This is a genomic window from Streptomyces lunaelactis (genome assembly GCF_003054555.1).
Taxonomy (GTDB): Bacteria; Actinomycetota; Actinomycetes; order Streptomycetales; family Streptomycetaceae; genus Streptomyces; species Streptomyces lunaelactis.
The window spans coordinates 940,198-964,429 of the sequence record NZ_CP026304.1; the positions used below are offsets into that span (position 1 = coordinate 940,198).

Annotated in this window: 15 protein-coding genes; 2 read left to right on the forward strand and 13 right to left on the reverse strand. The window is 72.6% G+C overall.

Features of this window, described 5'->3' with window-relative positions; all coding sequences use genetic code 11:
• Position 1: 1 nt before the first annotated feature.
• From SLUN_RS04110 to SLUN_RS04135, 6 genes are read right to left on the reverse strand one after another with little or no spacing between them, the layout of a single operon-like run.
• Entirely contained in the window at positions 2-1,870 is a 1,869-nt protein-coding gene (locus SLUN_RS04110; protein WP_108147194.1) for a class I SAM-dependent methyltransferase, read from the reverse strand.
• Entirely contained in the window at positions 1,867-3,033 is a 1,167-nt protein-coding gene (locus SLUN_RS04115; protein ID WP_108147195.1) for a glycosyltransferase, read from the reverse strand. The genes SLUN_RS04110 and SLUN_RS04115 overlap by 4 nt, the downstream gene beginning before the upstream one ends.
• Complete coding sequence (locus SLUN_RS04120) at positions 3,030-3,845, reverse strand: alpha/beta fold hydrolase (protein WP_108147196.1); 816 nt, start codon at positions 3,843-3,845, stop codon at positions 3,030-3,032. Before SLUN_RS04120 ends, SLUN_RS04115 begins: the two co-directional genes overlap by 4 nt.
• A 7-nt stretch (positions 3,846-3,852) precedes the next feature.
• Entirely contained in the window at positions 3,853-4,173 is a 321-nt protein-coding gene (locus SLUN_RS04125) for a phosphopantetheine-binding protein (RefSeq protein ID WP_108147197.1), read from the reverse strand.
• A complete protein-coding gene (locus SLUN_RS04130; protein WP_257153658.1) occupies positions 4,163-8,818 on the reverse strand; it encodes a type I polyketide synthase in 4,656 nt (1,551 codons plus the stop codon). Before SLUN_RS04130 ends, SLUN_RS04125 begins: the two co-directional genes overlap by 11 nt.
• Positions 8,811-15,725, reverse strand: a complete 6,915-nt coding sequence (locus SLUN_RS04135) for an SDR family NAD(P)-dependent oxidoreductase (RefSeq protein WP_306610675.1) — start codon at positions 15,723-15,725, stop codon at positions 8,811-8,813. Before SLUN_RS04135 ends, SLUN_RS04130 begins: the two co-directional genes overlap by 8 nt.
• Before the next feature lie 272 nt (positions 15,726-15,997).
• Here SLUN_RS04135 and SLUN_RS04140 point away from each other — a divergent pair, with 272 nt between their 5' ends.
• Complete coding sequence (locus SLUN_RS04140; protein WP_108147198.1) at positions 15,998-16,891, forward strand: LysR family transcriptional regulator; 894 nt, start codon at positions 15,998-16,000, stop codon at positions 16,889-16,891.
• Positions 16,892-16,983: 92 nt separating this feature from the next.
• On the opposite strand, the gene SLUN_RS04145 is transcribed toward SLUN_RS04140, so the two are convergent.
• The 7 genes from SLUN_RS04145 to SLUN_RS04175 all read right to left on the reverse strand — a co-directional run bounded on the left by SLUN_RS04145 (position 16,984) and on the right by SLUN_RS04175 (position 23,239).
• Positions 16,984-17,292: a GNAT family N-acetyltransferase gene (locus SLUN_RS04145; protein ID WP_257153659.1), complete on the reverse strand. Its 309-nt coding sequence runs from the start codon at positions 17,290-17,292 to the stop codon at positions 16,984-16,986.
• An 82-nt stretch (positions 17,293-17,374) separates the two neighbouring features.
• Positions 17,375-17,578, reverse strand: a complete 204-nt coding sequence (locus SLUN_RS04150; protein ID WP_108147200.1) for a cold-shock protein — start codon at positions 17,576-17,578, stop codon at positions 17,375-17,377.
• Positions 17,579-17,811: 233 nt separating this feature from the next.
• Entirely contained in the window at positions 17,812-18,738 is a 927-nt protein-coding gene (locus SLUN_RS04155) for a GNAT family N-acetyltransferase (RefSeq protein ID WP_159100178.1), read from the reverse strand.
• A 75-nt stretch (positions 18,739-18,813) separates the two neighbouring features.
• A complete protein-coding gene (locus SLUN_RS04160; RefSeq protein WP_108154516.1) occupies positions 18,814-20,265 on the reverse strand; it encodes an amino acid permease in 1,452 nt (483 codons plus the stop codon).
• A gap of 173 nt (positions 20,266-20,438) precedes the next feature.
• Positions 20,439-21,395, reverse strand: a complete 957-nt coding sequence (locus SLUN_RS04165) for a hypothetical protein (protein ID WP_108147201.1) — start codon at positions 21,393-21,395, stop codon at positions 20,439-20,441.
• A gap of 459 nt (positions 21,396-21,854) precedes the next feature.
• Positions 21,855-22,286, reverse strand: coding sequence for a nuclear transport factor 2 family protein (locus SLUN_RS04170; protein ID WP_108147202.1), 432 nt, complete (start codon positions 22,284-22,286; stop codon positions 21,855-21,857).
• A gap of 128 nt (positions 22,287-22,414) precedes the next feature.
• On the reverse strand, positions 22,415-23,239 hold the full coding sequence (locus tag SLUN_RS04175) for a putative protein N(5)-glutamine methyltransferase (RefSeq protein ID WP_108147203.1): 825 nt from the start codon (positions 23,237-23,239) through the stop codon (positions 22,415-22,417).
• Between the two features lie 229 nt (positions 23,240-23,468).
• On the opposite strand from SLUN_RS04175, the gene SLUN_RS04180 reads away from it, so the two are divergent.
• Positions 23,469-24,197: a class I SAM-dependent methyltransferase gene (locus tag SLUN_RS04180; RefSeq protein ID WP_108147204.1), complete on the forward strand. Its 729-nt coding sequence runs from the start codon at positions 23,469-23,471 to the stop codon at positions 24,195-24,197.
• The last annotated feature ends 35 nt before the right edge of the window (positions 24,198-24,232 follow it).

The following is a 24,232-nucleotide window of genomic DNA, read 5'->3' on the forward strand; positions in this document are numbered from 1 at the left end:
CTCACGCCGCCTCGGAGGCCGCTGGTGTTCTGCGGGCCAGCAGGCGGTAGGCGTTGCCGCCTTCAGTGGCGCGGGCCACTGCCGCACGAACCGCGTCGAGGGCGGCCGCGACGACGTAGCAGGGCAGCGCCGCGGTGTGCACGACTCTGCGGACCGCCCGCCGGGTACGGGTCGCGGTGCCCGGCCCCCAGGGGGCGTACGGGTGGGGGGCGAGCCGGTTCGCGGTGAGGAGGACGGCACCGACGAAGTCGCAGGACTGGTGGGCCGCGCCGTGCTCCTCCGCCAGAACGGTGAACCCGCGGTCGGCCAGTGCCTGCCGGAGGTTGCCGATCGGGATGAGGTGCTGGTGCTGCGGCTGGAACCACGGCAGCCAGTGCGAGCCCAGGATGCGGCCGAGCCGCGATTCGGGGTCCGGCAGCTCGATGAGCAGATGCCCGCCGGGCGGCAGCACGGCGGCGGCCGCGTCGAGCTCGGTGAGCGGCTCGCGGGTGTGCTCCAGGTAGTGGTACATGCTGACGGCGTCGTAGCGGTGGACGAGCCCGGCGGCGAGATCGGGGAACTGGCCGTGGTGTGCGGTGCCGACCCAGCCGCGTGCCTCCGCCTCGCGTACGGCGGCGCTCATGTCCAGTCCGTCGAAGTGGGTTCCGGGCCAGATGTCGCGTGCGCTGTCGCAGAAGTGGCCGTGCCCGGTGCCCACGTCGAGCCAGGCGGTGGGCGTCCCGTACGGCTTCAGCATGGCGGCGCGGGCGCGGTACGAGCGGCCCATCGTGCCGAACACCTGGGCGGCGCCGCTGACGCCGAGGCCCTCGTAGAAGTCGCGGTAGTAGAAGTCGAGGCCGTCCAGGGATAGCCGGGGATTCTGGAAGACGTGCCCGCACATGCCGCACTCTTCGAGGGTGAAGCGGCCCGGCTTGCCCTGGAGCAGGTCGGGAACGCGGAGGCGTACGGAGAGGTCGGCGGAGCCGCACCAGGGGCAGTCGAGGCGGCGGGGCTCGAAGAACCGGTCGGTGCCGGCCTTGAGTTCGGCGTCGTAGCCGGGGCGCAGCGCATCCAGCTCCGGCAATGGTCCGGACGATGCGCGGTGGCTGCTCACGGCGGTACGCAGCGCCGCGACGAGCGAGAGCAGGGGCCGCGCCGCGGTGGCGCGTGTCAGGTCGGCCGGGCGCAGCGGGCTGCCCGGGGCGCCGAGGACCAGGGCCGGCTGCAGCCAGTACAGGGCGGCGGCCGCGATCCCCCAGCCGCCGTCCACGACGACCGCGCCGACGAGCAGGGCAAGACCGGCCAGTTGAGAGGCGATCACCAGGTTCGGAGGGAGTCCTTGAGCGCGCAGTTCGGCGGCTCTGCGAGCCGAGTCGGGGGCGGGGGAGGCCAGAGCGGGCGCGATGGCGACGCCGGTGGCATCGGGGGCGTACGCCTTCAATCGCCGTAGGAGGGTGTGCAGTTCTTCGGTTTCGGGAGCAGCGCTGTCGGGTTCGATTTCCGCCCGGTGCCGGACGTCCTCGGCGATCAGCAGGGCGTGTCCCGCGCCGCGGGCCTCGGCCGTTCGGCCATAGCGGGAGGCGCTGCGGTCAAGGACACGGAGCAGACCGAGCGCGCGTTCGGTGTCGAGGCGGCCGGGGATCAGGTCGAGTATCTGCAGACCGGTCCGATCCGCGTGGGCGACGGCGGCGCGCAGGGTGGCGTCGTCGACATCGACTCCGCGGGCGCTGATCAGGTGCCAGCCGTCCGGGGAGGGCGCACTGTCAGCGTGGGATGCCGGGTCGAGTACCGGCAGGGCGGCCATCCTGCGGCGCGAGCGCAGGGTGCCCACGGCGAGCCCGGCCAGTACGGCAACGGCAGCCCATGGCACATGGGTCAGGAACGACGTCATATCAGCTTCTCCAACCGGTCTGCGGCGGCCGCGGCACCGCCGGCGGCGGCGAACGAGGCCTGGATGCGGCGGGCGGCCCGGCGGTGGGCGGGGTCGTCGAGGACGGCGGCGAGGGCGTCATGGAGTTCGTCGGAGCGGGCCCGGCCGAAGCGCACCCGTATTCCGGCGCCTGCCGCCGCGACCTGCTGGGCGACGATCGGCTGGTCGTCGCGGATCGGAGCGACCACCAGCGGCAGGCCGTGGGCGAGTGCCTCGCACACCGTGTTGTGACCGCCGTGGCTGACCACGGCGTCGAGGTGGGGCAGCAGCCGGAGTTGAGGCACGTGCTCCAGCAGCAGGACATGGTCCGGCACCTCGCCGACCACGTCCGCGGGCGCGGCCAGGATCAACTGCAGGCGATCGGCGAGCCGTTCGGCCGCGCGCAGCGTCTGCGCGTAGAAACGGCCGCCCGCCTCGCGGTTGAGCGTGCCGAGCGACACCAGCACCCGGCGTCGTGCGGGATCGAGCCGCTGCCACGGAAAGTCCGAGCCGTCGGACGGGCGGGGGCTCAGTGCCGGGCCGACGAAGGCGTAGCGCCCTGGGTACGGCTCGTCGGCGCCGACCAGTTCGAGGGTGGAGAAGACCAGCACCAGGCGGTCCGAGAAGCGCGGGTCCCAGCCGCCGGGTGCGCCGCAGTCCGCGAGCAGCCCGGCGATCTTCTGCGCCACCCACTCCCCCACCCTGGGGAAGCCGGCGAAGGGCCGGGTGAACTCGGCCGTTGTCGTCGCCGACGTCACCCACGGCAGCCCACGCCGCTGCGCGATCACCGCCCCGGCGAGCGCCTGCTGGTCGACGACGAGGACATCGGGCCCGTACGTGCCGACCGCCGCCTCGACACCCGGCAGCATCGCGTGGGCGAGGGGGACGAGGGCCTCCTCCCAGAGGAAGCGCAGCGCGGCGACACCGCGCAGATCGCGCCAGTGCGCGTGCAGTGAGCCGTAACCCGCGGAGTCGGCGCGGTCGCCGGAGGGCAGGAGCTCCGCGCCCGCCGGCAGCAGTCGTGGCAGCACTTCGGCGGGGCCGGTCCAGGCGACCCGGTGGCCGCGCGCGGCCAGTTCGGCGGCGACGGCGACGGTGGGGTTGATGTGCCCGGCGAGCGGCGGGACGACGAACAGCACCTTCATACGACCACTGCCTCGGCGCGCTCCGCGTCCGGCTGCCGCCCGGCTCCGGCCAGCCGGTCGAGCACTGCCTGCCGCAGCTCCTCGGTGCCGCCCTGGAGCACATCGTGGCCCAGACCGGGAATGACGCGGACGGTGCAGTGCGGTGCGTGGCGGGCCAGTTCCCGGGCGCCCGGAACGAGTTCGGAGTGCTCACCGCAGACGGCCAGCACGGGGCAGCGCACCCGGGCGAAGTCCTCGGGCGTGAACGGCCGGCTCCCCGCGATGTCGTCGATCAGGCTGGTCCGGTTCAGGAGGTCGTCGGCCGTGGCGGTCAGGCGGGCGGCCTTGCGCGCGCCGAGCGAGGAGAGCTCCTGCGGCACCTGGCTGTCCTCGAGGGCGAGCGCGGCGACGGAGAGCGTGTCGAGCATGTTCTCGATCCAGGGGCCGTTCAACGGGGCCTCGACCAGGACGAGTCCGGCGACGAGATCGGGGCGCGCGAGCGCGGTGTGCAGCGCGATCGTGCCGCCGTAGCTGTTGCCGATGAGGTGTGCGGGGCGTTCGTCGATGCCGAGGGCGGCGAGCAGAGCGGTCAGGTCCTGTACGGCGGTGCCGGTGTCGTATCCGGTGGCCGGACGCTCGGTGCGGCCGTGGCCGCGCAGGTCGTACAGGACGACGTCGTGACCGGCCCGGGCGGCGGGGACGGCGAGGGTGGCGTAGAAGCTGGAGAGGTTGTCGACGACCAGGCCGTGGAGGAAGACGACGGTCGGGTGTGCGCGGTCGCCGGGGAGCCGGTGGACGTGGAAGCGGAGGTTGTTGGCGAGGACTTCGGCCATGGCGGGCTCAGGCGGCCGGGGCGGTGGCCGACGCGGAAGCGGGAGCGGGCCTGCCGGCGATATGGGTCACGAGGTCGCCGACCGTCATGGCCAGGATCTCCTCCATGTCCTTCTCGGCCAGGAAGGCGATCAGGTCCACCGCTGCGCCGTACCGCCGCTGGAGCAGCTCGGCCAGAGCGACGAATTCGATGCTCTCCAGCGCCAGGTCCTCGTTGAAGGTGGTCTCCAAGGTGACCTCCTCAGCGAGGAGGAACTCGTCGCCGACCGTCTCGACGAGCATGGCGGTGATCTCGGCGAGTATCCGTTCGGCCGTGGGGTCAGATGCCATGGCTGGCCTCCGTCGGGGTGGGGGTGACTGAGCGGGCGGGGGTGTGGTCCTGGACGGTCCACGCGACGACGAAGGTCTCCGGCGGGGAGTCCTGGGCGGGCTGTTCGTGGACCGTGCTGATGCGGACGGCGTGGCCGCGGCCCTCGGGCGATGTCACCCGGAGCCCGGAGGGTCCGTCGGTGACGGTCCACTGCCGCAGGCGTCCGCCGAGGCCCGTGCCCTCCGCCTTGGCCGCGGCTTCCTTGGCGCACCAGAGCGCGGTCAGCGCCTGCGCGTGGCCGGTTCCGTCCCTCGCGGCGAGTTGTCCGGCGAGCCGGCGCTCGTCGGGGGTGAGCGCGATACGGCTCAGGGCGCCGGGGTCGTCGGTGACGGCCTCGATATCGATGCCGACGGAGTGGGCGTGGGCGGGGCCCGGTGGATGGGCGGGATGAGCGGGATGGGCGTAGGCGACGGCCAGCCGGTCCTTGTGGGCGAGGGAGAGGCCGAGTCCTGAGGCGAGCGGGCCTTCCGGGCGGGGGCGGCCGTGCTCGTCGTTGCCGACCGGGATCTCTACGGGGAAGAGCGGCCCCGCGCCCCCGTCCCACAGGAGTTGGCGTACCGCGTCCTTGGCTGCGATCCGCCCGAGCAGCCAGGCCGAGCGGGCCCGCGGCGGGCGCTGCTCGTACACCGCCCGCTCGGCGGCCCCCAGATAGCGCCGCATCACCAGCTCCTGCGACGCGGGGTCGGTCCAACGGCGGCGGGCCAGGCACCAGCCGCCGGGCTGCGGCTCACCGATCCCGCAGATCTCCGGCGTGAACTTCATCGGCCACACCCGCTCGTCGGCGGCGAAGCGCCGGTACGTCCAGCCTTCGAGGCGGGCCCACAACGTGCCGTCGTCGGAGATGAGTTCCACGTCGCCGCGTACGGAATCCGGCCGCACGGCGCGGATCCGGGCGGTGGCGCGCAGCAGCGCGCCGTCGCGGGGGGCGGGACCGTGGAGCCGGACCCGGTCCAGCGAGGCGGGAAAGACCAGCCTGTCGGCGGGGAGGCGCAACTGCATCCAGTGTCCGAGCAGTTGACCGGCGGCGTCCAGGAGCGCGCCCGGCGCGGGCAGGGCGCGCAGCACCCCTCGGATGCCGTCGTCGCCGACGGCGGTCACCTCATGAACCCCGGCGAAGCCCGGCCCGTGGAACATCCACCGGTCGCGGTAGAGGGCCTCGGCGCTGACCGGAGGCGGCCCTTCGCGGGTCAGTGCCGAGAGATCGGGGGCGGGGCGGCTCGGGTGGCTGTCGCCCAGGACGGCGGTGACGGTCGCGCAGCCGCCGATCTCCACGCGTACGCGGCGGCCGCGGGTGCTGTCATCAGTGGCCGGTGTCGCGCTGATCTCGGCGTCCACGGGCGGTGCGACAGGCAGCCAGCGCAGGGCGCGCACGTCGTCGAAGCCGATCACCGTGCGCCCGGGCACGGCCTGGCGGGCGGCGTCCGCGGCGAGCTCGAGGAGGGTGGTCATGGGGACGACGGGGAACCGGTCGGAGGGCTCGGGCCAGTCGTCGGGCTGGAGATAGACGCAGTGGTCGCGGACGTACGGCATGGTCTCGAGCGAGAGCCGCCGCCGGGTTCGGCGGGTGGAGGCGGGGGGTGGCGGCTGTTGGCCGGCCGGCCGCGCGGCCGGCACCCCCGCGCCGGACGACGAGCGCCAGGCGTCGGCGATGCTGCGGGCGGCGTCGTCCGCCTCGGCGATGACCGCGTCCAGAGCGGACCGCAGCGCCGGGTGATCGGTCATGGGCGTCCGGGCGGGCGGCCGGGACGGATCTGACAGGGAGAGCGGCGGCGCGGCGCCGTTGAGCCGTACGAGCGGGGAGCCCAGATCGAGCTGTACGAGACCGGCGAGGGGGGTGATGGACGCGGCGGGAGCGGAAGGTCCGTCACCGTCGGACACCTCGAGCCCGGCACGTACGGCAGGCGTTGGGGTCTGGGCACGTCCGGCGCGCGCCACCTGCCCCGTGGACGCAGCCGCCCCGACCCCCTCGCGCTCCGACAGACGCTCCCAGCGCGGGTTCAGGCCCTCCGCCCACAACGCCGCCGCCAGGCGGCGCAGTTGGTCGAGGCCGCTGCCGCCCCTGGCCGCCGCGCCCGCCGACACGGACAGGTGGTCCCGGCCGTGCAGCGTGTCCGATACGAAGCCGGGGAGGCTGCCGGGGCCCAGCTGTACGAAGCCCCGCACCCCCTCCGCGTACAACCGCGCCGTCAGCTCCCGGAAGCGCACCGGCTCCAGCAGGTGGCGCAGCACCACCTCCCGGACTTCGTCCGCGGCCTCCGGGTACGCGGCGCGCGTGGTCGCGGACCAGACGGGCACGGTCGGCGGTCGCAGCGGCAGCCCGGCGAAAGCCGTGCGGACCTGGTCGAGGTACGGCGCCCACATCGGCGTATGGAAGCCGGAGCGGAACGGCAGCTCCTGGGCGAGTACGCCCTGCGCTGCCAGGCGGCTCAGCGCTTGTGCGACAGACCGGCGTTCCCCGCACAGCACCGACTGGTGGGGGCAGTTGTCATGGCTGACGGCGACGCGGTCGAGGCCGTCCAGCGCGTCGGCGGCCTGCCGCGCGCCGCAGCCGAGTGCCGCGTAGACGAGATCGGGGACGTCGAGATCGCCGGGGCGCAGCGAGTCGAGGAAGGTGTCGACGGCCCCCTGCGGGTACATCCCGGCGACCACCATCGCGGTCCACTCCCCCAGGCTGTGCCCGGCCAGCAGGTCCGCCTGGATGCCCAGTCCGGGCAGGACGCGGGCGAAGAACCGGCCGACGGCGATGGCGTCTACCGCCCGTTCCATCAGCGCGTCGCCACCGGTGAGCGCGGGCCTCGGCAGTCCGAAGCGGTCGGCGACGTCATCGACATTCGGCGCGAAGTCCGGCTCCAGGCCGGGGAAGAGGAACGCCAGCCGGGCGTCGTCGCGTGCGAGCAGCGGGCTCGCGCTGAACCACACGCCGCCGCGCCCACGCCACGGGCGCCCCCTGGCGATGACCGCCGCGGCCAGGGCCCGGCGCTTCGGTGTGGGCCCGAGGATCGCCAGGCGGCACGGGCCACCGCGGGAGCCGGCGGCCGGATGACCTGCCGTAGCTGGTGGTTCCCCGAGACGGCGTGCCAGCTCGCCGGGGGTCGCGGCCGTGAGCAGCAACACCTCCTCGGCGGTGGTGACGTCAGCGGGGCGCGGCGGTACGCCACCGCAGGCGCCCGCAGCCGGCGCCTCCTCCAGCACCACATGCGCGTTGATCCCGCCGAACCCGAACGCGTTCACGCCCGCCCGTCGTGGCGCCCGCCCCCGCTCCCACGGCTCCGCCGCCGTCACCGGCCGCATCCGTGTCCGGGCGAAGCCCTCGTGCGGGTCCTCGAGATGGAGGGTCGGGGGCAGGACTCCGTCGTGCACGGCGAGGACGGCCTTGATCAGCCCGGCCATCCCCGACGCCTGCATGGTGTGCCCGAGCATCGACTTGACCGAACCCATCGCGACCGGTTCGGCGCCCGCCGCCCGGGGGCCGAACACCCGGGCGAGGGTGGTGAGTTCGGCTTCGTCGCCGACCGGAGTCCCGGTGCCGTGCGCCTCCAGCAGGCCGAGCGCGTCGGGCGCGGCCGGGTCGAGGCCGGCCTGCCGCCAGGCCTGTTCCAGGGCGCGTACCTGGCCGTCCACGAGGGGGCTCATCAGGCTCGCCGCCCGGCCGTCGCCGGCCACGCCGGCCCCTCGTACGACGGCGTAGATGCGATCCCCGTCGCGCTCGGCGTCGGCCAGCCGCTTGAGCAGGACCACGCCGGTGCCTTCGGACAGCAGTGTGCCGTCGGCGCGGCGGTCGAAGGGGCGGATGCGCTGGCTGGGGCTGAGCGCCCGCAGCTGGGTGAAGACGCTCCACAGAGTGGCGATATGGCAGTGGTGCACGGCCCCGGCGACCACCAGGTCGCAGCTGCCGCCCGCCAGGAGGCCGGCCGCCTGCTCGACGGCGAGCAGCGAGGAGGCGCAGGCGGCGTCGAGGGTGTAGGCGGGGCCTCGGAAGTCGAGGCGGTTGGCGGTCCGGGCGGCGGTGAAGCTCGGTACGAGGCCGATGGACGCCTCGGGCCGCTCAGGGCCGAGGCCGGTCTGGAAGGCTTCACGGACCGCCGTGATCCGGTCCTCGCCGAGCTCGGGGGCGAGCTCGCGCAGGGTCGCCGCCAGCTGGTGAGCGGTGCGTACGCGCTGGTCGAGGCGGGCCGTGGCGACGCCCATGAACCCGCCGCGGCCGAGGATGACACCGATCCGGGAACGGTCGGCGGGCAGCCGTCCCTCGCCCCCGGCATCGGCCACGGCCTCGGCGATGACGCGCAGGGCGAGCAGCTGGTCGGGCTCCGCTCCGGCCACAGCGGCGGGCATGATGCCGAAGCGGGTCGGGTCGAAGGCGGTGAGCTCGTCGATGAATCCGCCGCGCCGGCAGTAGAAGCGGTCGCTGCGGGCGGGACCTTCGCTGCCGTGCGGGTCGTAGTAGACCTCGGGGTCCCAGCGGCCTGGCGGTACGTCGGTGATGGCGTCCGTGCCCGCGAAGAGATTGCGGCGGTACGCGGCCAGGTCGGCGGCGCCGGGGAAGACGGCGCCCATGCCGACGATGGCGGCGTCCGTGGGCCGGGGGCCGGGGCGCGGGTCAGCCACGGCGCTGCTCCGGTGCCTTGCCGGCCTCCGGTGCGTTCGTACCCTCCGATGTGTCCGCGCCGTCCTCGGCCAGGAGAACGACCTGGCCCACGGTGCCGTGTGCCAGCTCCGCCAGGAACGCCGCCGTACCGCCGTCCGCGTCGATGAGCGGGATACCGCGGCTCGTGTACATCCGTTCCAGCTCGGGCGTCACCATGCCGCCGGCCTCGGCCGCCCACGGACCCCAGTCGATGGCGACGACACGGCCCGGGAAGCGGCGCGACCAGGCAGGGGTGGCGGCGAGCGTGTCGAGGGCATCGTTGGCGGCCGCGTAGTCAGCCTGACCGCTGTTGCCGAAGACACCGGCCACGCTGCCGAAGAGGACGAGGAAGTCCGGTGCGGGAGCTTCCCCGTGGTCGGCCGCGGCGTCGGCGAGGTGACGCGCGCCGTCGACCTTGGTGGCGAAGACCCGGGCGAAGGAGGCCGGGTCCTTGTCGCGCAGCAGCCTGTCGTCGATGGTTCCGGCGCCGTGCACGATCCCGTCGAGGCGGCCGTGGCGTGTGCGTACGTCGTGGATGACGCCCCGTACGGCGTCGGGGTCGGTGACGTCCGCCGCGTGGTAGCGCACTGAGGCGGCCACGCGGCCGAGGGCGTCGAGCGTGGCCCGGATCTCGCGTGCGGCGAGGATGCGGCTCGCGGCCGCCTCGATCTCGGCGGGTGTGCGCAGGCCCTGCCGCACGAGGGCCGCGCGCAGGGCGACCCGGTCGTGGGCGTGGGCGACGGCCGGGTTCTCGGCGGCGTCGGGCGGTGGGGTACGGCCGATGAGTTCGATGTGGCAGCCGGTGGCCCCGGCCAGGGCGACGGCCGTACGGGCGGTGATGCCGCGGGCTCCGCCGGTGAGCAGTACCACGGCGTCGCGGCCGAGCGGGAGCGGTGGCGCCGGGTCGATGGCGGGGAGGGGGGCGGGGACGGTACGCAGGGTGTTGCGGGTGCCGTTGGTGTAGCCGACGGCCACCGGCTCCTCGGGTGCGCACAGTTCGGCGAGCAGATGCGCGGCGATGCGCTCGGGGCGGTCCTTGGGATCGATGTCCACGGCGCGTATCTCCGCGCCCGGGTACTCGATCGCGGCGGTGCGGGCGAATCCGTACAGGCCGGCGCCGGGGATCGGGTCGGCGGAGTCCGGGGAGTCCTGGGCATCCGGTGTGTCCGGCCGTGGCGCGCTGCGGCCGAAGGCTCCGCCGCAGCCGGTGACGAGCAGCAGTCGGCGTGTGCCCGCCATCAGCGTTTCGCGCAAGGCGTGGAAGGCTTCCGGAAGTACGGGCCCGGGGGCGGGTCGCCGCAGCGCGCTGAGGTCCACGACACCGTCGGCTCCGGCGGCGTCGGCCAGCCGGTCGGGGTGGACGGTACGTACCTCGGCGCCCTGTGCCTCCAGCGCGGCGGCCAGCGCGACGGCGACGCCGAGGCCGTCGTCGACGACGGCGAACCGGCGGCCGGTCAGTACCTCGGCGGGGGCGCGGGTCGCGGGCGGCCCCACCGGCGCGACCCCGACCAGGAGCCGGGCGGGGGGCTTGGGGCGCGGCGCGGGGCGCCGCGCCCCCTCGTCGGCGGCGGGTTCCATGGCCGGGGCCACGGCGCCGGCTGTGGCGCCCGCCGGGTCCGCGTCGCGGGCCGAGGCGTTGGCCGCCCCGTGCGCGACGATCCAGTCCACGATGCCGCTGATGGTCTTGAGCCGGGCGAGCTCCTCCACGGCCGATTCCGCCGGGCCGTCCGTGCCCTGCGGCAGTCCGATCCGGTCGGCGAGCGCCCCGATGATCTCGACTCGTTTGATGGAGTCCACGGAGAGATCGGCTTCCAGGTCGAGGGCCGGGTCGAGCATCTCGCGCGGGTAGCCGGTGCGGATGTGGATGATCTCCAGTACGGCGTCCATGAGTTGATCGGGCGTCAGGGGCCGGTCGTCCGCGGGTCCGGCCGGGGCAGCCACCGGCTGGGGCACGAAGTCCACGTCCGGCACGGTGGCCGGCCGTTCCCGCGAGGGCCGCGATGGCGCTGCCGACGGCCCGTCCGCCCCCAAGTAGCCCAGCAGTACGTCCCGTTGCGCGGCGACCAGTTCCCGCGTCCCGCGCAGGTACTCCAGTACGGCGTCCTCCCGCCGGTCCGCGGCCGCCACCGGACGGTCCACCGCCACCCGCCGGGCCGGCCGCAGCCCGCCTGCCACGGGCTCGCCGTCCGCGGTCCGTACGAGGTGACCGTCGACCAGCCAGCCCGCACGCCGGGGCGCCTGGGCGGGCAGCGGCGCGGTCCGGCCCTTGAACAGGGCGTCGGGGTCGATCGGGACGCCCGCCGCGGCGAGTTCGGCGAGTGCCGTGACGAGCCGGGTCAGGCCGTGCTCGCCCCGTACGTCGAGGGGGACCGCGGTGTGCGGCCGGTCGCCCAGGATGCGGCCGACCAGGCCGGTGAGCACCCGGCCGGGGCCCGCCTCCACGAAGGTCCGCACCCCGGACGCGTACATCGCCTCGATCTGTTCGACGAACTTCACGGGCTCGGCGAGCTGACGGGCCAGCAGTTCCCGTACGGCCGCCGGGTCTGCGGGGTAGGGGCGCGCCGTGGTGTTGGACCAGACCGGGACGACGGGCTGCGCCACGGCCGCACCGGCCAGCTCGGTGGCCAGGGCTTCGGCGCCGGCGGCGACGACCTCGCTGTGGAAGGCGCAGGCGACCGGGATGCGTTCGGCGGCAATGTCCGACTCGCGCAGCGTCGCGATCGCGGCGTCGACCGCCGCGGTCGGGCCGGAGATGACGCTCTGCCGCGGTGCGTTGTGGTTGGCGACGACGCAGTCGGGCGGCAGTTCGGGGATGTCCTGCGGTGCCGAGGGCACGGCGGCCATCGCTCCGGGATCGTCCCCCGCGGCGGCGAGTATCGCCTCGGCGCGGCGGGCGCTGAGCCGCAGGAGGGTCTCGGTGTCATAGGCACCGGCAGCCCAGAGGGCGACCAGCTCCCCGTAGGAGTGGCCGGCCGTGCAGTCGGGCCGCACTCCCAGCGAGGTGAGCAGCAGATGGGCGGCCGCGCCGGTGAGGCCGAGTGCGGGCTGTGCGGTACGGGTGTCGGTGACTGCGGCGCGCTGCGCGGCTCGTTCCTCGGGCGTGAAGGCGGCGGGCGGGAACATGGCGGCGACGCTGCGCGGATCCGCGTCGTACAGCAGGGTCCGCAGGCGCGGGAACGCGATGAAGAGGTCGCTCAGCATGCCCGGGCGTTGGCTGCCCTGCCCCGGGAAGAGGAAGGCGGTACGGCCCGGGTCGCGCCCGTGGTCCGCTGCGTACACACCGTCGCCGGAGGTGAACTCCCGTGCCCGGTCCAGCTTTTGGGCCAGATCGTCGAGTCCGGTGGCCACGACAGCGACCTGGACCGGGCCCTCCTGGACCGGGCCGTCCTGGACCGGGCCGTCCTGGGCAGAGCCGTCCTGGGCAGAGGTCTCGGCCGCGAGGTCGCGCAGCGGCCAGGGTCGTCCCGCCGCGTCGTTCTGCTCCAGCCGGGCGGCGAGGCGGTCGATGGCGCCCAGAGCGGCCGGTCGATCGGCGCCCCGGAAGCAGAACAGCTCGGCGGGCCAGGCGTCCAGACCGTGCGCGGGCTCGTCCGCGTCCCCGTAACCGGTCAGCACGGCGTGGTAGTTGGTGCCGCCGAAGCCGAAGGCGCTGACCGCGGCGCGCCGCCGCCCGGCGGGCGCGGTCCACGGCCTGGCCTCGGTGTCGAAGAAGAACGGGCTGGTGTCCGGCTGCCATTCGGGGTTGGGGCTGTTCAGGTGCAGGGTGGGTGGCCGTACGCCGGAGTGCACCGCCCGTACGGCCTTGATGAGCCCGGCCAGGCCCGCCGCGCACTTGGTGTGTCCGAGCTGCGACTTGACCGAGCCGAGCGAGCAGAATCCGGTGTCCCCGCCGCCGAAGACCTCGGTGAGGACGGCCAGTTCGGTGCTGTCGCCGACGACTGTGCCGGTGCCGTGCGCCTCCACCAGGCCGATCTCGGCGGGTTCGATCCCCGACCGCCGGTAGGCGCGTTCCAGGGCCCGCCGCTGTCCTTCGGGGCGGGGTGCGGTGAGGCCGAGTGAGCGTCCGTCGCTGGACGCGCCGACGGCTTGGACGACGGCGTAGATGCGGTCCCCGTCGCGTTCGGCGTCGGCCAGCCGCTTGAGGACGAGGCAGGCGACGCCTTCACCAAGGGCGATGCCGTCGGCCGCTGCGTCGAAGGGGCGGCTGCGGCCGGTGGGCGACAGGGCGCGTACGGAGGCGAACATCAGGTAGTCGTTGATGCTGTTGTGCACATCGGCGCCGCCGCACAGCACCATGTCGCTGTCCTGGTCGCCCAGTTGCTTGCAGGCAAGGTCGAGTGCGGCGAGCGAGGAGGCGCAGGCGGCGTCGATCGTGCAGTTGGCGCCGCCGAGGTCGAGGCGGTTGGCGACGCGTCCGGCGATGACGTTGGCGAGGACTCCGGGGAAGGAGTCCTCGGTCAGCCGGGGCAGTTGCTCGTCCAGTTCGGGCGGCAGCTCGCCGAGGTAACCGGAGTGGAGCGCGCGAAAGCCGTAGGCTCCCGCGAGATCGGTGCCCGCTTCGGCGCCGAAGACGACGGAGGTGCGCGAGCGGTCGAACCGCCGCTCCCCCGCGTAACCCGCGTCGGCGAGGGCGCGTTGCGCGATGTCGAGGGCGAGCAGCTGCACCGGTTCGATGCTGCCGAGCGAGGCCGGGGCGATGCCGTGGGCGAGCGCGTCGAACGGGGCTGGGGACAGGAAGCCGCCCCATCGGGACGGCGTCCGTTCCCCCGCCCGCGCCGGGTCGGCGTCGTAGTGGGCGGCGGTGTCCCAGCGGTCGGCGGGCACTTCGGTGACGGAGTCGGTCCCGGCGACGATGTTCGACCAGTACCCGGCGACGTCGCCCGCTCCGGGATAACGGCAGGCCATGCCGACCACCGCGATCTCGAGCGGGGCCACCCGGCCGGCCGCGGGCCCGGCCGCATCGGCGCGGAGCTGCGCCGCGCGCTCGGCGAGCAGTGCCGTCGCGCCCTCGGTCACCTGGGTGTGCAGCGCGTCGACCGTGGTGGTGGCGGTGCGGGCGGTGGCGATCTGCCCGAGCATGTACAGGCCCTCGTCGTGCTGTTCGTCCTCGTCCACCGGGACCCCCCGTCCCGTCGCCGTGTGGCGCAGGCCTTTGCTGGCGATCCGCAGCCGCCCGAGGTTGAGTCTCTCCAGCTCCTCCCAGACCTCGTGCCGGCTCGCGCCGTCCTGCCGCAGCCGCTCCGCGGTGGCGGTGAAGGTATCGGCGTACGGCGTGCTGGCGCAGCGTGTCGCGTGGCCGGGGGCGGTGCGCAGCAGTGTGGTGGTGTCGCAGTCGAGCGCGGTCCGCTGGAATCCGGGCAGTACGGCTCCGGCGGCGACAGCCTCCTCGGTGAACAGGTAGGCGGTGCCCATCAGTACGCCCGTCCGGGCGCCGCGCCCGGCCAGCGGCCCGGCGGCGGCCGCGGCCATCGCCGCGGAGCGCTCGTCGTGGATGCCGCCGGCGAAGAGCACGTCGAGTTCGGCCGCGTACGGGCAGGAGAGCAGCCGCTCGATCTGCTCCTCCCAGAGCGGGAAGGCGGCGCGCGGGCCGATGTGGCCGCCGCATTCGAGCCCTTCGAAGACGAACCGCCGCGCTCCCTCGGCGAGGAACCGCTCCAGCAGACCCGGCGACGGCACGTGCAGATAGGTCCTGGTCCCGGCGGCTTCGAGGGGTGCGGCCTGGGCGGGGCGGCCGCCCGCGATGATGGCGTACGGCGGCCGCACCTCGGCGACGGCGGCGAGCTGTTCACGGCGGAGCTCTTCCGGGGCGAAGCCGAGCAGCCCTACGCCCCAGGGCCGGCCGGCCAGTCGCCCGGCGGTTTCGGCGAGCAGTTCGCGTACCTCACGGCCGTCCATGACGGCCAGGGCCAGAAAGGGCAGTCCGCCCGCGTCTGCCACGGCCGAGGCGAAGGCGGACCGGTCGCTGACCCGGGTCATGGGTCCCTGGACGACGGGCAGCAGCTCTTCGCCGGGGCGGGGCTGGAGAGGACGGGCCCGTACGGCCGCCTCGATGTGGTCGGTGATGGCGTCCCGTACGGCCTGTACGACGGAACCGGTGGTGCGGTGACGCGCGGCGAGGCGCGCGGCGATCGCCCCGTCCTGGCCGACGGGCAGCGGCTGGGTGTGCAAGTCCCCGGCGCCGAGCAGCTCGGCGATGTCCCCCTCCGGCGGTGCGAGGTCCGGGCGGGTGTAGAGGCGGTGGCCGGCGACGATGGCGGTCTCGCTGCCGTCCATGGCGCGGATCGCGGCCGCGACCGCGCGGGGCAGTCCGTCCTCGCCCTCGGCGGTGAGCGCGAGCTGCGTGTCGAGTACGACGCCGGCCGCGCCGCCGGCGACCGCGGCGGCGGCCGTGTGGGGGCCGATGCCGCCTGCCGCGAAGACGGGGACGGTCAACCCGGGGTCGGCGAGCAGGCGTTGGAGCAGTACGAAGGTGGTCAGATCGCCGACCCGGCCGCCGGCCTCATGTCCCTTGGCGACGATTCCGGTGGCTCCCGCGGCGACGGCGGCGGTGGCTTCGGCGGGGCTGACGACCTCGGCCCATACCCGGCGCCCGCCGGCCGCCCAGTCGGCCGTTCCGGTCCGCCACCAGGCCTCGGTGAGCAGCACGGTGTCGACGGCGGCGGGCAGTTCACCGGGGGTGAGCGGGCATCCGGCCGGTACGCGGACTCCGTAGCGGCCTCGCAGTGCGGCCATGGCGGTGCGCGCCCGGTCGTGGTCCCTGCCGAGGTCGAGCAGGCCCAGCGCGCCGGCTCGTTCGGCGGCCGCGATCATCCGGGGACGGGGCTCCTCGAACGGGCTGACCACGACAACGAGGTCCCGGCGGGACTGCCGGGAGGGCTGAGAGATCACGGGCTCTCCTTGGGTTCCGAGCGGGGTCGGTCGAGGGAGCGGGTGCACGGCGGGGTGGGGTGGGGGGTGCGGGCGCCACGAGACCCGTCAGTAACATCGCTGTGCCGCGTTGAATCCTGGGGCTGCCGGCCAGCGGTGTCAACGAACAGCCGCCTCCCATGCCGCAGCGGTATGGATTGCGGCCAACCGGGCCTCAACTCCCTTGCGCGGAGCAGTATTTGTTGACCTGAGTGCCTCTTACAGCCGCACAGTCAGGCGGCTAACGTCCGCACATGACCCCCACACTGCAGCAGTTGCGTTACCTCGTCGCCGTTGCGGACTGCCGTTCCATCACAGCCGCCGCAGGCTCCGTCTACATCGCCCAGCCCGCCCTCTCCCGCTCCATCCAGTCCCTGGAGCGCGATCTGGGTGTGACGCTCCTGGACCGCAGGGGCCGCCGGGCGACCCTCACCCCGCAGGGCACCCGTGTAGTGCGCCTCGCCCGGACCGTCCTCGACGCGGTGGAAGCGATAGAGGACATCCGCCCGTCGCACGCCAGCGGTTCGCGCGCCACGCTGAGCGTGGCCGCCACCCCGACCCTCTCCCTCGACCTCGCCGCCGACCTGGTGCCCTCCTTCGCCGAACGCCATCCCGGGATCGCCGTACGCCTCCTTCAGCACGACAGCCGCGAGGCGCTCGTACGGGCCCTGGTCGACGGCGCGGCGGAGCTCGGCCTGGTCGATCTTCCCGTCGACAAGGACCTGTCCACGCACCACCTCCAGGACCGCGAGGTCGTGCTGATATCCCCGCCCGGCTCCGGACTGCCCGACCCGATTCCGTTCCGGATGCTGGGCGGTCTGCGGATGGTCCTGCCGACGCCCGGCACGGGCCGGCGCATGGAGCTCGAGGCGATGTTCGGCCGGCTCGGGGTGCGTCCCGTGGCGGTGGTCGAGGTGGATGAGCGGCTCGCCTGGGTGACCAGCGTGGTGGACGGGCGGGGCTCGCTGATCTGGTACCGGGACATGGTGTTACGGGCCTTCGGCCACCGCGTCGAGGTCCGTTCCTTCACCCCGCCGATGCTGCGCTCCGTCGGCATCGCGCACCCGCGCGCGCCGCTCAGCCGTGCAGCCCGCAGCTTCCTCTCGCACGCCCGGCACAACGCCCCCGTGCGGGAGCCGGCGCGATGATGCCGGGCCGCCATGCCTGACGGGCAGCGGCCCATGCCCGGCAGGCGTGCTGTGCGCGCTCGGACCCTCGACCGCGTCCTGCGTGCCCCCGGTCAGTCGCTGACCCGGCTCTTGTTCTCGTAGAGGAGGTCCTGGTACTCGGGGTGCCGCGCGATCCAGCCGGAGTAGAAGGGGCAGACCGCGAGCACTGCGATCCCGGCGGCGCGTGCCTCGTCCAGGGAGGCCTTGACCAGGGCACCGCCGATGCCCTGTCCCTCGTACCGCGTCTCGACCTCGGTGTGCACGAAGGCGATCAGCTCCGAGGTACGGATGTACTGCGCGATGCCGGCCAGGGCGCCCTCGAGGCGGGCCTCGTACCGGTTCTCAGCGGGAGCATCGGTCACATCAGGGGCTTGGCCCACGGGTTCGTCCTTCGCGCGCCGACGGGTGGACGCGGTGTGCCCGCACCCGTTGCGGGGTGCGGGCACACTGCTTGGTTCAGCCTCAGGCGGGGAGGATGTTCTCCGCCTGCGGGCCCTTCTGGCCCTGGGTGACGTCGAACGTCACCTTCTGGCCCTCCTGGAGCTCACGGAAGCCCGAGGTGGCGATGTTCGAGTAGTGGGCGAAGACGTCGGGGCCTCCACCGTCCTGCTCGATGAAGCCGAAGCCCTTTTCCGAGTTGAACCACTTGACGGTTCCGGTAGCCATTTGTCCTCCAAGGGGACTCGTAGTCGGTTCCCGCACCGCGCGGGAGCCGGAGGTGATCGCCCTGGTCCTCAGAGACTCTGAACAGCAAAACGCCCGTGAACTCGCGCTCACGGGCGAACGGTACTTCGGAACCATGACAGCTGTGAAAGACGCTACACGGACAACGGCGCCGCGGCCAGAACAACGATCAAGTCTCGCTGAGATGCCGCACCTGGACACGGTCCCGATCCGAGCTATCCGAGTTCGAGACTGGTGACGCCGTAGGTCCGGTCCAGCCAGTTCTGCGGGACCGGCGCGGTGTACATGCGCACGGTGTGGAACTGGGGCGTGAGGCCACGGGCCGTCGCGAGAGCACAGGCCGCCTGCCGCGGTTCGGGGATGTCGAGGCAGACTTCCTCGTCCGGGCCGAGCCGGGCGGTGAGGGCGTCGAAGAGTGCTTCGGCGTCCTCGCGGGTGTCGGCGAACAGGGGGCCGATGCGGTGGCCGTCGCGGGAGGGCCGGATCACGCCGTAACCGGCGATGTTCCCGTCGCGCTGACGGATGTACGTGGTGTGCCCGGCGGCGGTCAGCCAGCGGCCGACGAAGGCGCACCGCTCGGTGGGGAAGCACTGCCGGTCGTAGGCGGCGACCGCTTCCAGCTGGGCCGTGGCGATGGGCACGACTCCCGCCGGCGAGGTGCCGGACCGCTCGGGGCGGCCGCCGTAGCGAATGGTGTTGTTTGCGGACGTGAACCCCGAGCGCCGGTAGGTGTCCTCCTGGGCGGGCACCGCGTCCAGGCCGATGGTCCTGTCTCCGGCGTGCGGAACGGCGGCGCGCCAGGTGGCCAGGCCGAGTCCCTGCCGGCGGAGGTCGGGATGGACCAGGTAGTAGCCCAGAAAAGCGAACTGCTCGGAGTAGTTGACGACCGAGACCGCCGAGACGGTACGGGTGCCCAGGCGGCCGACAAAGAACCCGGCGGGATCGGTGGGGTGGAAGGAGGCCGCGTCACCGCTGCCGGGATTCCACCCCTCCTCGGCGGCCCACTCGACCACCTGGTGCCATTCGTCCAACGAGGCGCGGGTCACGGTGAGCCCGGCGGCGTCAACGGCGGTGGGAGTGGTGGCGGGAGTGGTGGCCCGGCTGGTGGAGCGCTGCTGGGGGGCTTCGCCGAGGGGGTGCATACCTTCTGTTCGTCCCTTCCGATGGGGGCCGGCGCAGCCGCGGTGTGCGGCCGCGCCGGCAGGGTGCGGTGTGGATCAGATCAGGTCCATGGCGGCCACTTCGTCGGGGCTCCCGTAGCTGACAGGTCCGTGGAAGCGCCTGCGGGCGGTGGCGAACCACCACACGGTGGCGATGAGCAGCACCACTCCCAGGGCGATCGGCGCGTAGTTGAACGAGCCGGCGGTGATCGGGGAGACCTGGGGCAGCATGAACAGCAAACTGCTGATCACGATCCAGGTCACGGCGACCCCCGCGACCGGCTTGCCGTAGCGACCGAGATTCCACGGTCCGGGCTCGAAGTCGTCCAGACGCAGCCGCAGGAAGATGGGCACGCCGTAGGCGAGGAAGAGCCCGACGACATTGACGCTGACGATGGCGGTGAAGGCGGTGTGCGACCACCAGCCGGGCACGATCAGCACCATGGGGCAGGCCGCGGCGAGCCATACAGCCTTGACCGGGGTGCGCGTACGGGAGGACACCGAATGCCACCAGCGGGAGCCTGGCATCGCCCCGTCGCGGGAGAAGGCGAAGATCTGGCGGGTATTGCTGGTCATATTGGCCAGACCGCAGAACAGCATGGCGCCGATCACGATCAACAGGAGCAGCTTGGCGGTGCCCATGCCGAGCGCGTCGATCAGAACCTGCACCGGCGGCGCCGACGAACTCGCCGTAGCGGCGTAATCGCGGATCGCGTACACCAGGGCGAGCATGAGGATCAGTCCGGTGATCGCGGAGCAGGCGATCGCGCGCATGATGCCCTTGGGCGCGTTGACGGTTGCCTTCACGGTCTCCTCGGACATGTGGAAACTGCCGTCGAAGCCGGTGAACGTCCAGCTGGTGACGAGCAGACCCAGCATTGCCGCGTACATGCCGTTACTGAATCCGGTGTTGTTCACGAAGTGGGTCATGAACGACGCCGGCTGATGGTGCGAGGGAATCACGACGAGTGAGGAGACGATCACCACCATCCCGATCAGCAGCCACCACACGGAGATTCGGTTCACCAGGGCAACCAGTTGCACCGTGTAGGTATTGGCCAACGCCTGCAGCAGCAGGATCACCGCCGCGATGCCGACCGTGCGCTGCTCCGACGCCTCGTACGAGGGCCACTGCATGGCGAGGTACGCCTGGATGAAGGTGGCGGCGGCGTAGTTGGTGGCGGCCGTCCCGCCCACCTGACCGACGAAGTTCAGCCAGCCCGTGTACCAGGACCAGGCGCCGCGATGCCGCTTGGCCAGCTTGCCCGCGGAGAAGTACAGCGCACCGCTGGTCGGGTAGGCGGAGGCGATTTCGGCCATCGCGGCGCCGACGAACAGCACCATGACCGACACACCGATCCAGCCGAAGACGAGAATCCGCGGCCCTCCTGCACCCATTCCGAATCCGAATGCGGAGAAGATACCGGAGATGATGTTGATGATGGTGAAAGATATCGCGAAATTGTCGAATGCGCGAAATCGACGGGTGAGCTTCCGCGGATAACCCATCGCATGCAGCGTAGCGTCATCGTCGAGGGTGATGGACGCTCCTTCGTGACGGGCTTTCGAGCGATCCAGAAATGTACGCTCGGACACAATCTCAACCTTTCTCATGAGGCTGACAGGGGGGTGATTGCGCTCATAGCAATAGAGAGGCGGACACGGGAAGGCGGGGGGATGGATCAGGCGGCGCCGGGGATCGGGAGTCCGCACGAGCGTCTCGCTCTTGTCAGCTGTTCCGCGGGCTCGCCGAACGCGCTCCAGGGCATTCGCGAGGCGTACGGCCCCATCGCCGTGAAGACTTCCCGTGCTTCGAATTCGCGCTTCGCCATGTACAGCGCGTGCGCCAGATAGGCCAGGTCGAGCACGGGGGTGAACCGGTAGTCGGCAGCCTGGGGAAACCAGTTGTTGTAGCTCCCCGTCGCCGTGGCGACCCACTGGGGCTGCTCCCACGTACGGTCGGCCAGCAGGGCGGACGCGTCGTGGTCCTCGACCAGCGCCACCAGCGGCAGCAGCCGGAGCGGGGACGAAGGGGGCGCGCGATGGCTCAGGAACTGGGCGACGTCCCATCGCGCGCTCGCCGACCCGCCGCGGCGGGCGAAGTAGAAGGCCAGAAACCGGTGGTGCGCCTCGCGGTGCCAGGGGTCGAGCCGCAGGATGTGGGCGAACAGGTACCAGGGCCCGGTCGGCGCCGTGAGCAGCCCTTGCGGAGCGGGGTCACGGGGCCGGCGCAGGTGCGCCAGTGCCAACTGGGCCACCCAGGGCGTGGGGTCCTCGGGCAGCATCTGCGCCGCCCGGTCGCACGCGCTCCGGGCGATGCCCACGAGGGTGCCGGCCCGGCGGTCATGGGCATCGGCCATGCGTAACGCCCGGAGCATCGCCACCCGCGCCCACAGCAGCGCGGCCTCCGCACTGGGCTCCTCCGACAACCAGCGTTCGGCCAGGTCCGAGTCGGCCGCCTCGGATGCGAGTACCAGGGATCGATGGGCGCGCACCTCGAAATCGTCGCGCGCGTCCTTCAGGGCGTCGTGTGCGCTCAGGTACCGCCCGGCCTTGACATCAATGCACGCTCGCGCCAACTGACGATCGTCCGCCGCCGGATGCCACACGTACTGCCCCTCAAAGGAGCCAGCAGCCACGATCCCCTCCCGATCCCCCAGATGACACCACCCGCATACGCATTCTGGCCATGCCGAATTCGGCATGGCCGGATCCCACAGATCCACCGGCAGCGATCCACACCCTACTCAAACATCAAGTCGAATCGAAACCGATCGCCCGGAATATCTGGTTCCAAAAGCGTTTGGGTCTCCACTGCATTCCCGTTGGGATCGAGCCCTGCGGCAGAATCATGATTGGCATATGCCTTTCTTGCGGAGCCCGCCGGACGTACTGCGCGTCAACGTGGGCCTTTGACGAGGTGCGCCCCTCAATGCGCGGGCTCAGGACCTACCCGGTCCGCCTGCCGCCCGTGCGGATGCGGACCGGGCGACGTGCGGTGACTCTGGAGAACCCGGACCAGGACAGGCCGCCGCAGACCTGACCACGCCGGGGCACTCCCCCACTCGCCTCTCTCCGCCACCGTCCGTCCGTACCGGTCAGCGGTCGGCTGCCCCGGGGACGAGCCCGTCCGCGACCAGACCGGCCAGCACCGCCTCGCCCAGGGCCTGCACCGCGGACTGCGGACGGACCATCACGGTGAACTCCTTGATCCGGCCCGCCTCGTCGAACTGGAGGAGGTCGATGCCGTGAATCTGCTTGCCGTTCACGGTTGCCCGGAAGAGGAGGATCTCCGACGGAGCTTCCTCGCCGTCCGTACTGGTCTCGGCCGCTCCCTCGAACTGTCCGACGTAGCGGAAGTCCTCGAAGGTGCGCAGCAGGACACCGAAGAGCCCCCGCACCATCGGCCTGCCCTCGAACGGGGTGAACTTCACCGGGCTGTAGAGGCGGATGTCCTCGGTGAACAGCGCGTCCACCGCGGAGAGATCCCGCTTCTCGACGGCTGCGCGGAAGCGTTCAGCGGTCTCCATGGCTCCTCCTGATGACTAATACTCAACAATCCGATTACTCAACTTATTGACTATGATGCCGGGGCGGACGGAGAAAGGGAAGGCCGGGCGGAGACGGGGGCCGGCATCGGCGCCCGTACCGCGGCCGTTCACTCAGCAACCCGTGACCCCGGACCCGGGTCAGGCCTGGTTCCGATGACGACGGTGGCGTACAGCTCCTCGGAGCTGACCAATCGCGGGACCAGCCCGCTGCGGGCGACTGTCGCGACGGCTCGCGACGCCTGGCGCTCGCTCGTCTCGAACAGCAGGTGGCCGCCGGGCGCCAGCCACTGTGGTGCTGCCGCGGTCACCCGCCGCAGAACGTCCAGACCGTCCGCGCCACCATCGAGCGCCACCCGCGCCTCGTGCACTCGGGCCTCCGTGGGCAGCAGCGCGATCTCGTCGGTCGGTACGTACGGCACATTGGCGAGCAGGATGCCGACGCGGCCCCGCAGCGCGGGGGGCAGCGGCTCGTAGAGATCACCTTCGTACACCTGGCCACCGGCACCGGCGACATTGCGACGGGCGCACCGCACCGCGGCGGGGTCGATGTCGGCGGCGTACAGCGCGGCCGGCTCCAGGTCCGCGGCCAGGGCCGCGCCCAACGCGCCCGAGCCGCAGCACAGGTCGACGACGACGGCGTCCGGCCGGGCAAGGGCCGCAGCCTGGGTGACGAGGAATTCGGTGCGGCGGCGGGGTACGAAGACCCCGGGGTCCACGGCCACCCGCAGGCCGCAGAACTCCGCCCAGCCGAGCACGTGTTCCAGGGGATGACCGGCGGCCCGCCGGTCCACCATCCCGTCGAGGGCGGCCGGAGTCCGTGCCGTGGAGATGAGCAACCGCGCCTCGTCCTCGGCGAAGACACAACCGGCGGCGCGCAGCCTGGTGACGATGGCGGAGAGAGGGAGAGGGAGAGGGGACGGAGAGACCGACATGCGAGCCTTTCGGATACCGAAGGGCACTCTCCCGGTCAGCTAAGCCTGATGGACCGCACGACCACGAGATGAGAGCACCCAGCCTGCTACAGCGGTAATGGGTCTCACCTCCTCAATACGTCCCTGCTGGAGTCGGCAACACTACCCGATCGAGGCCGCGGGCACCCCTGCGGCCGGGACGGCGGGTATCCCCTGCGGACCCTCCCGTGTGTCGTTACTCTGATCGTTGATGTTCACCCCCCAGGGCCCCACCTTCCGCGAACTCGCCGTACAGGCGCTCTCGTCCACGGAGCGCGGCTACGACCTGCTCGCGCCGAAGTTCGACGAGACTCCCTTCCGGACACCGGATCAGGTGCTGGACGCGGTGGTCCACGCCGTACGGCCGCTCGGGCCGTTCCGGAGTGGACTCGACATCTGCTGCGGCACCGGAGCCGGAGCCGGTGTGCTGCGGCAGCTGTGCGAGGAAGGTGTCACCGGCGTCGACTTCAGCGCGGGCATGCTCGCCGAAGCCAGGTCCACCGTCCCGGGGGCCCCGGGCGGACCGGCGTTGAGCTGGGTCCGGGCCGACGCCCGCGCGCTCCCCTTCCGGCCGGTGTTCGATCTGGCCGTGAGCTTCGGGGCGTTCGGCCACTTCCTGCCCGGCGAACGGCCCGCGCTGTTCGCGCAGGTGCGTGAAGTGCTGCGGCCCGGCGGCCGGTTCGTCTTTCCCGTTCCCGCACCGCCCCGGGCCGGCTCGCGGCTCTATTGGACGCTGTGGGGATTCGACCTGGTGATGCGCGTACGCAATGTGCTGTGGCATCCGCGCTTCATCATGTACTACCGCACCTTCCGGCTGTCCGACGTGCTGGACGAACTGAAGCAGGCAGGGTTCGCGGTGGACTTGGTGCCGCTGGCGGAGCTCGGCCGGCTGCCGGACGGCAGCCCTCGCTGCAGTGCGATCGTCGCGCGGCGGTCCTGAAGGGCCCGGCATCGTGAACAATCCCGAGCGCGACG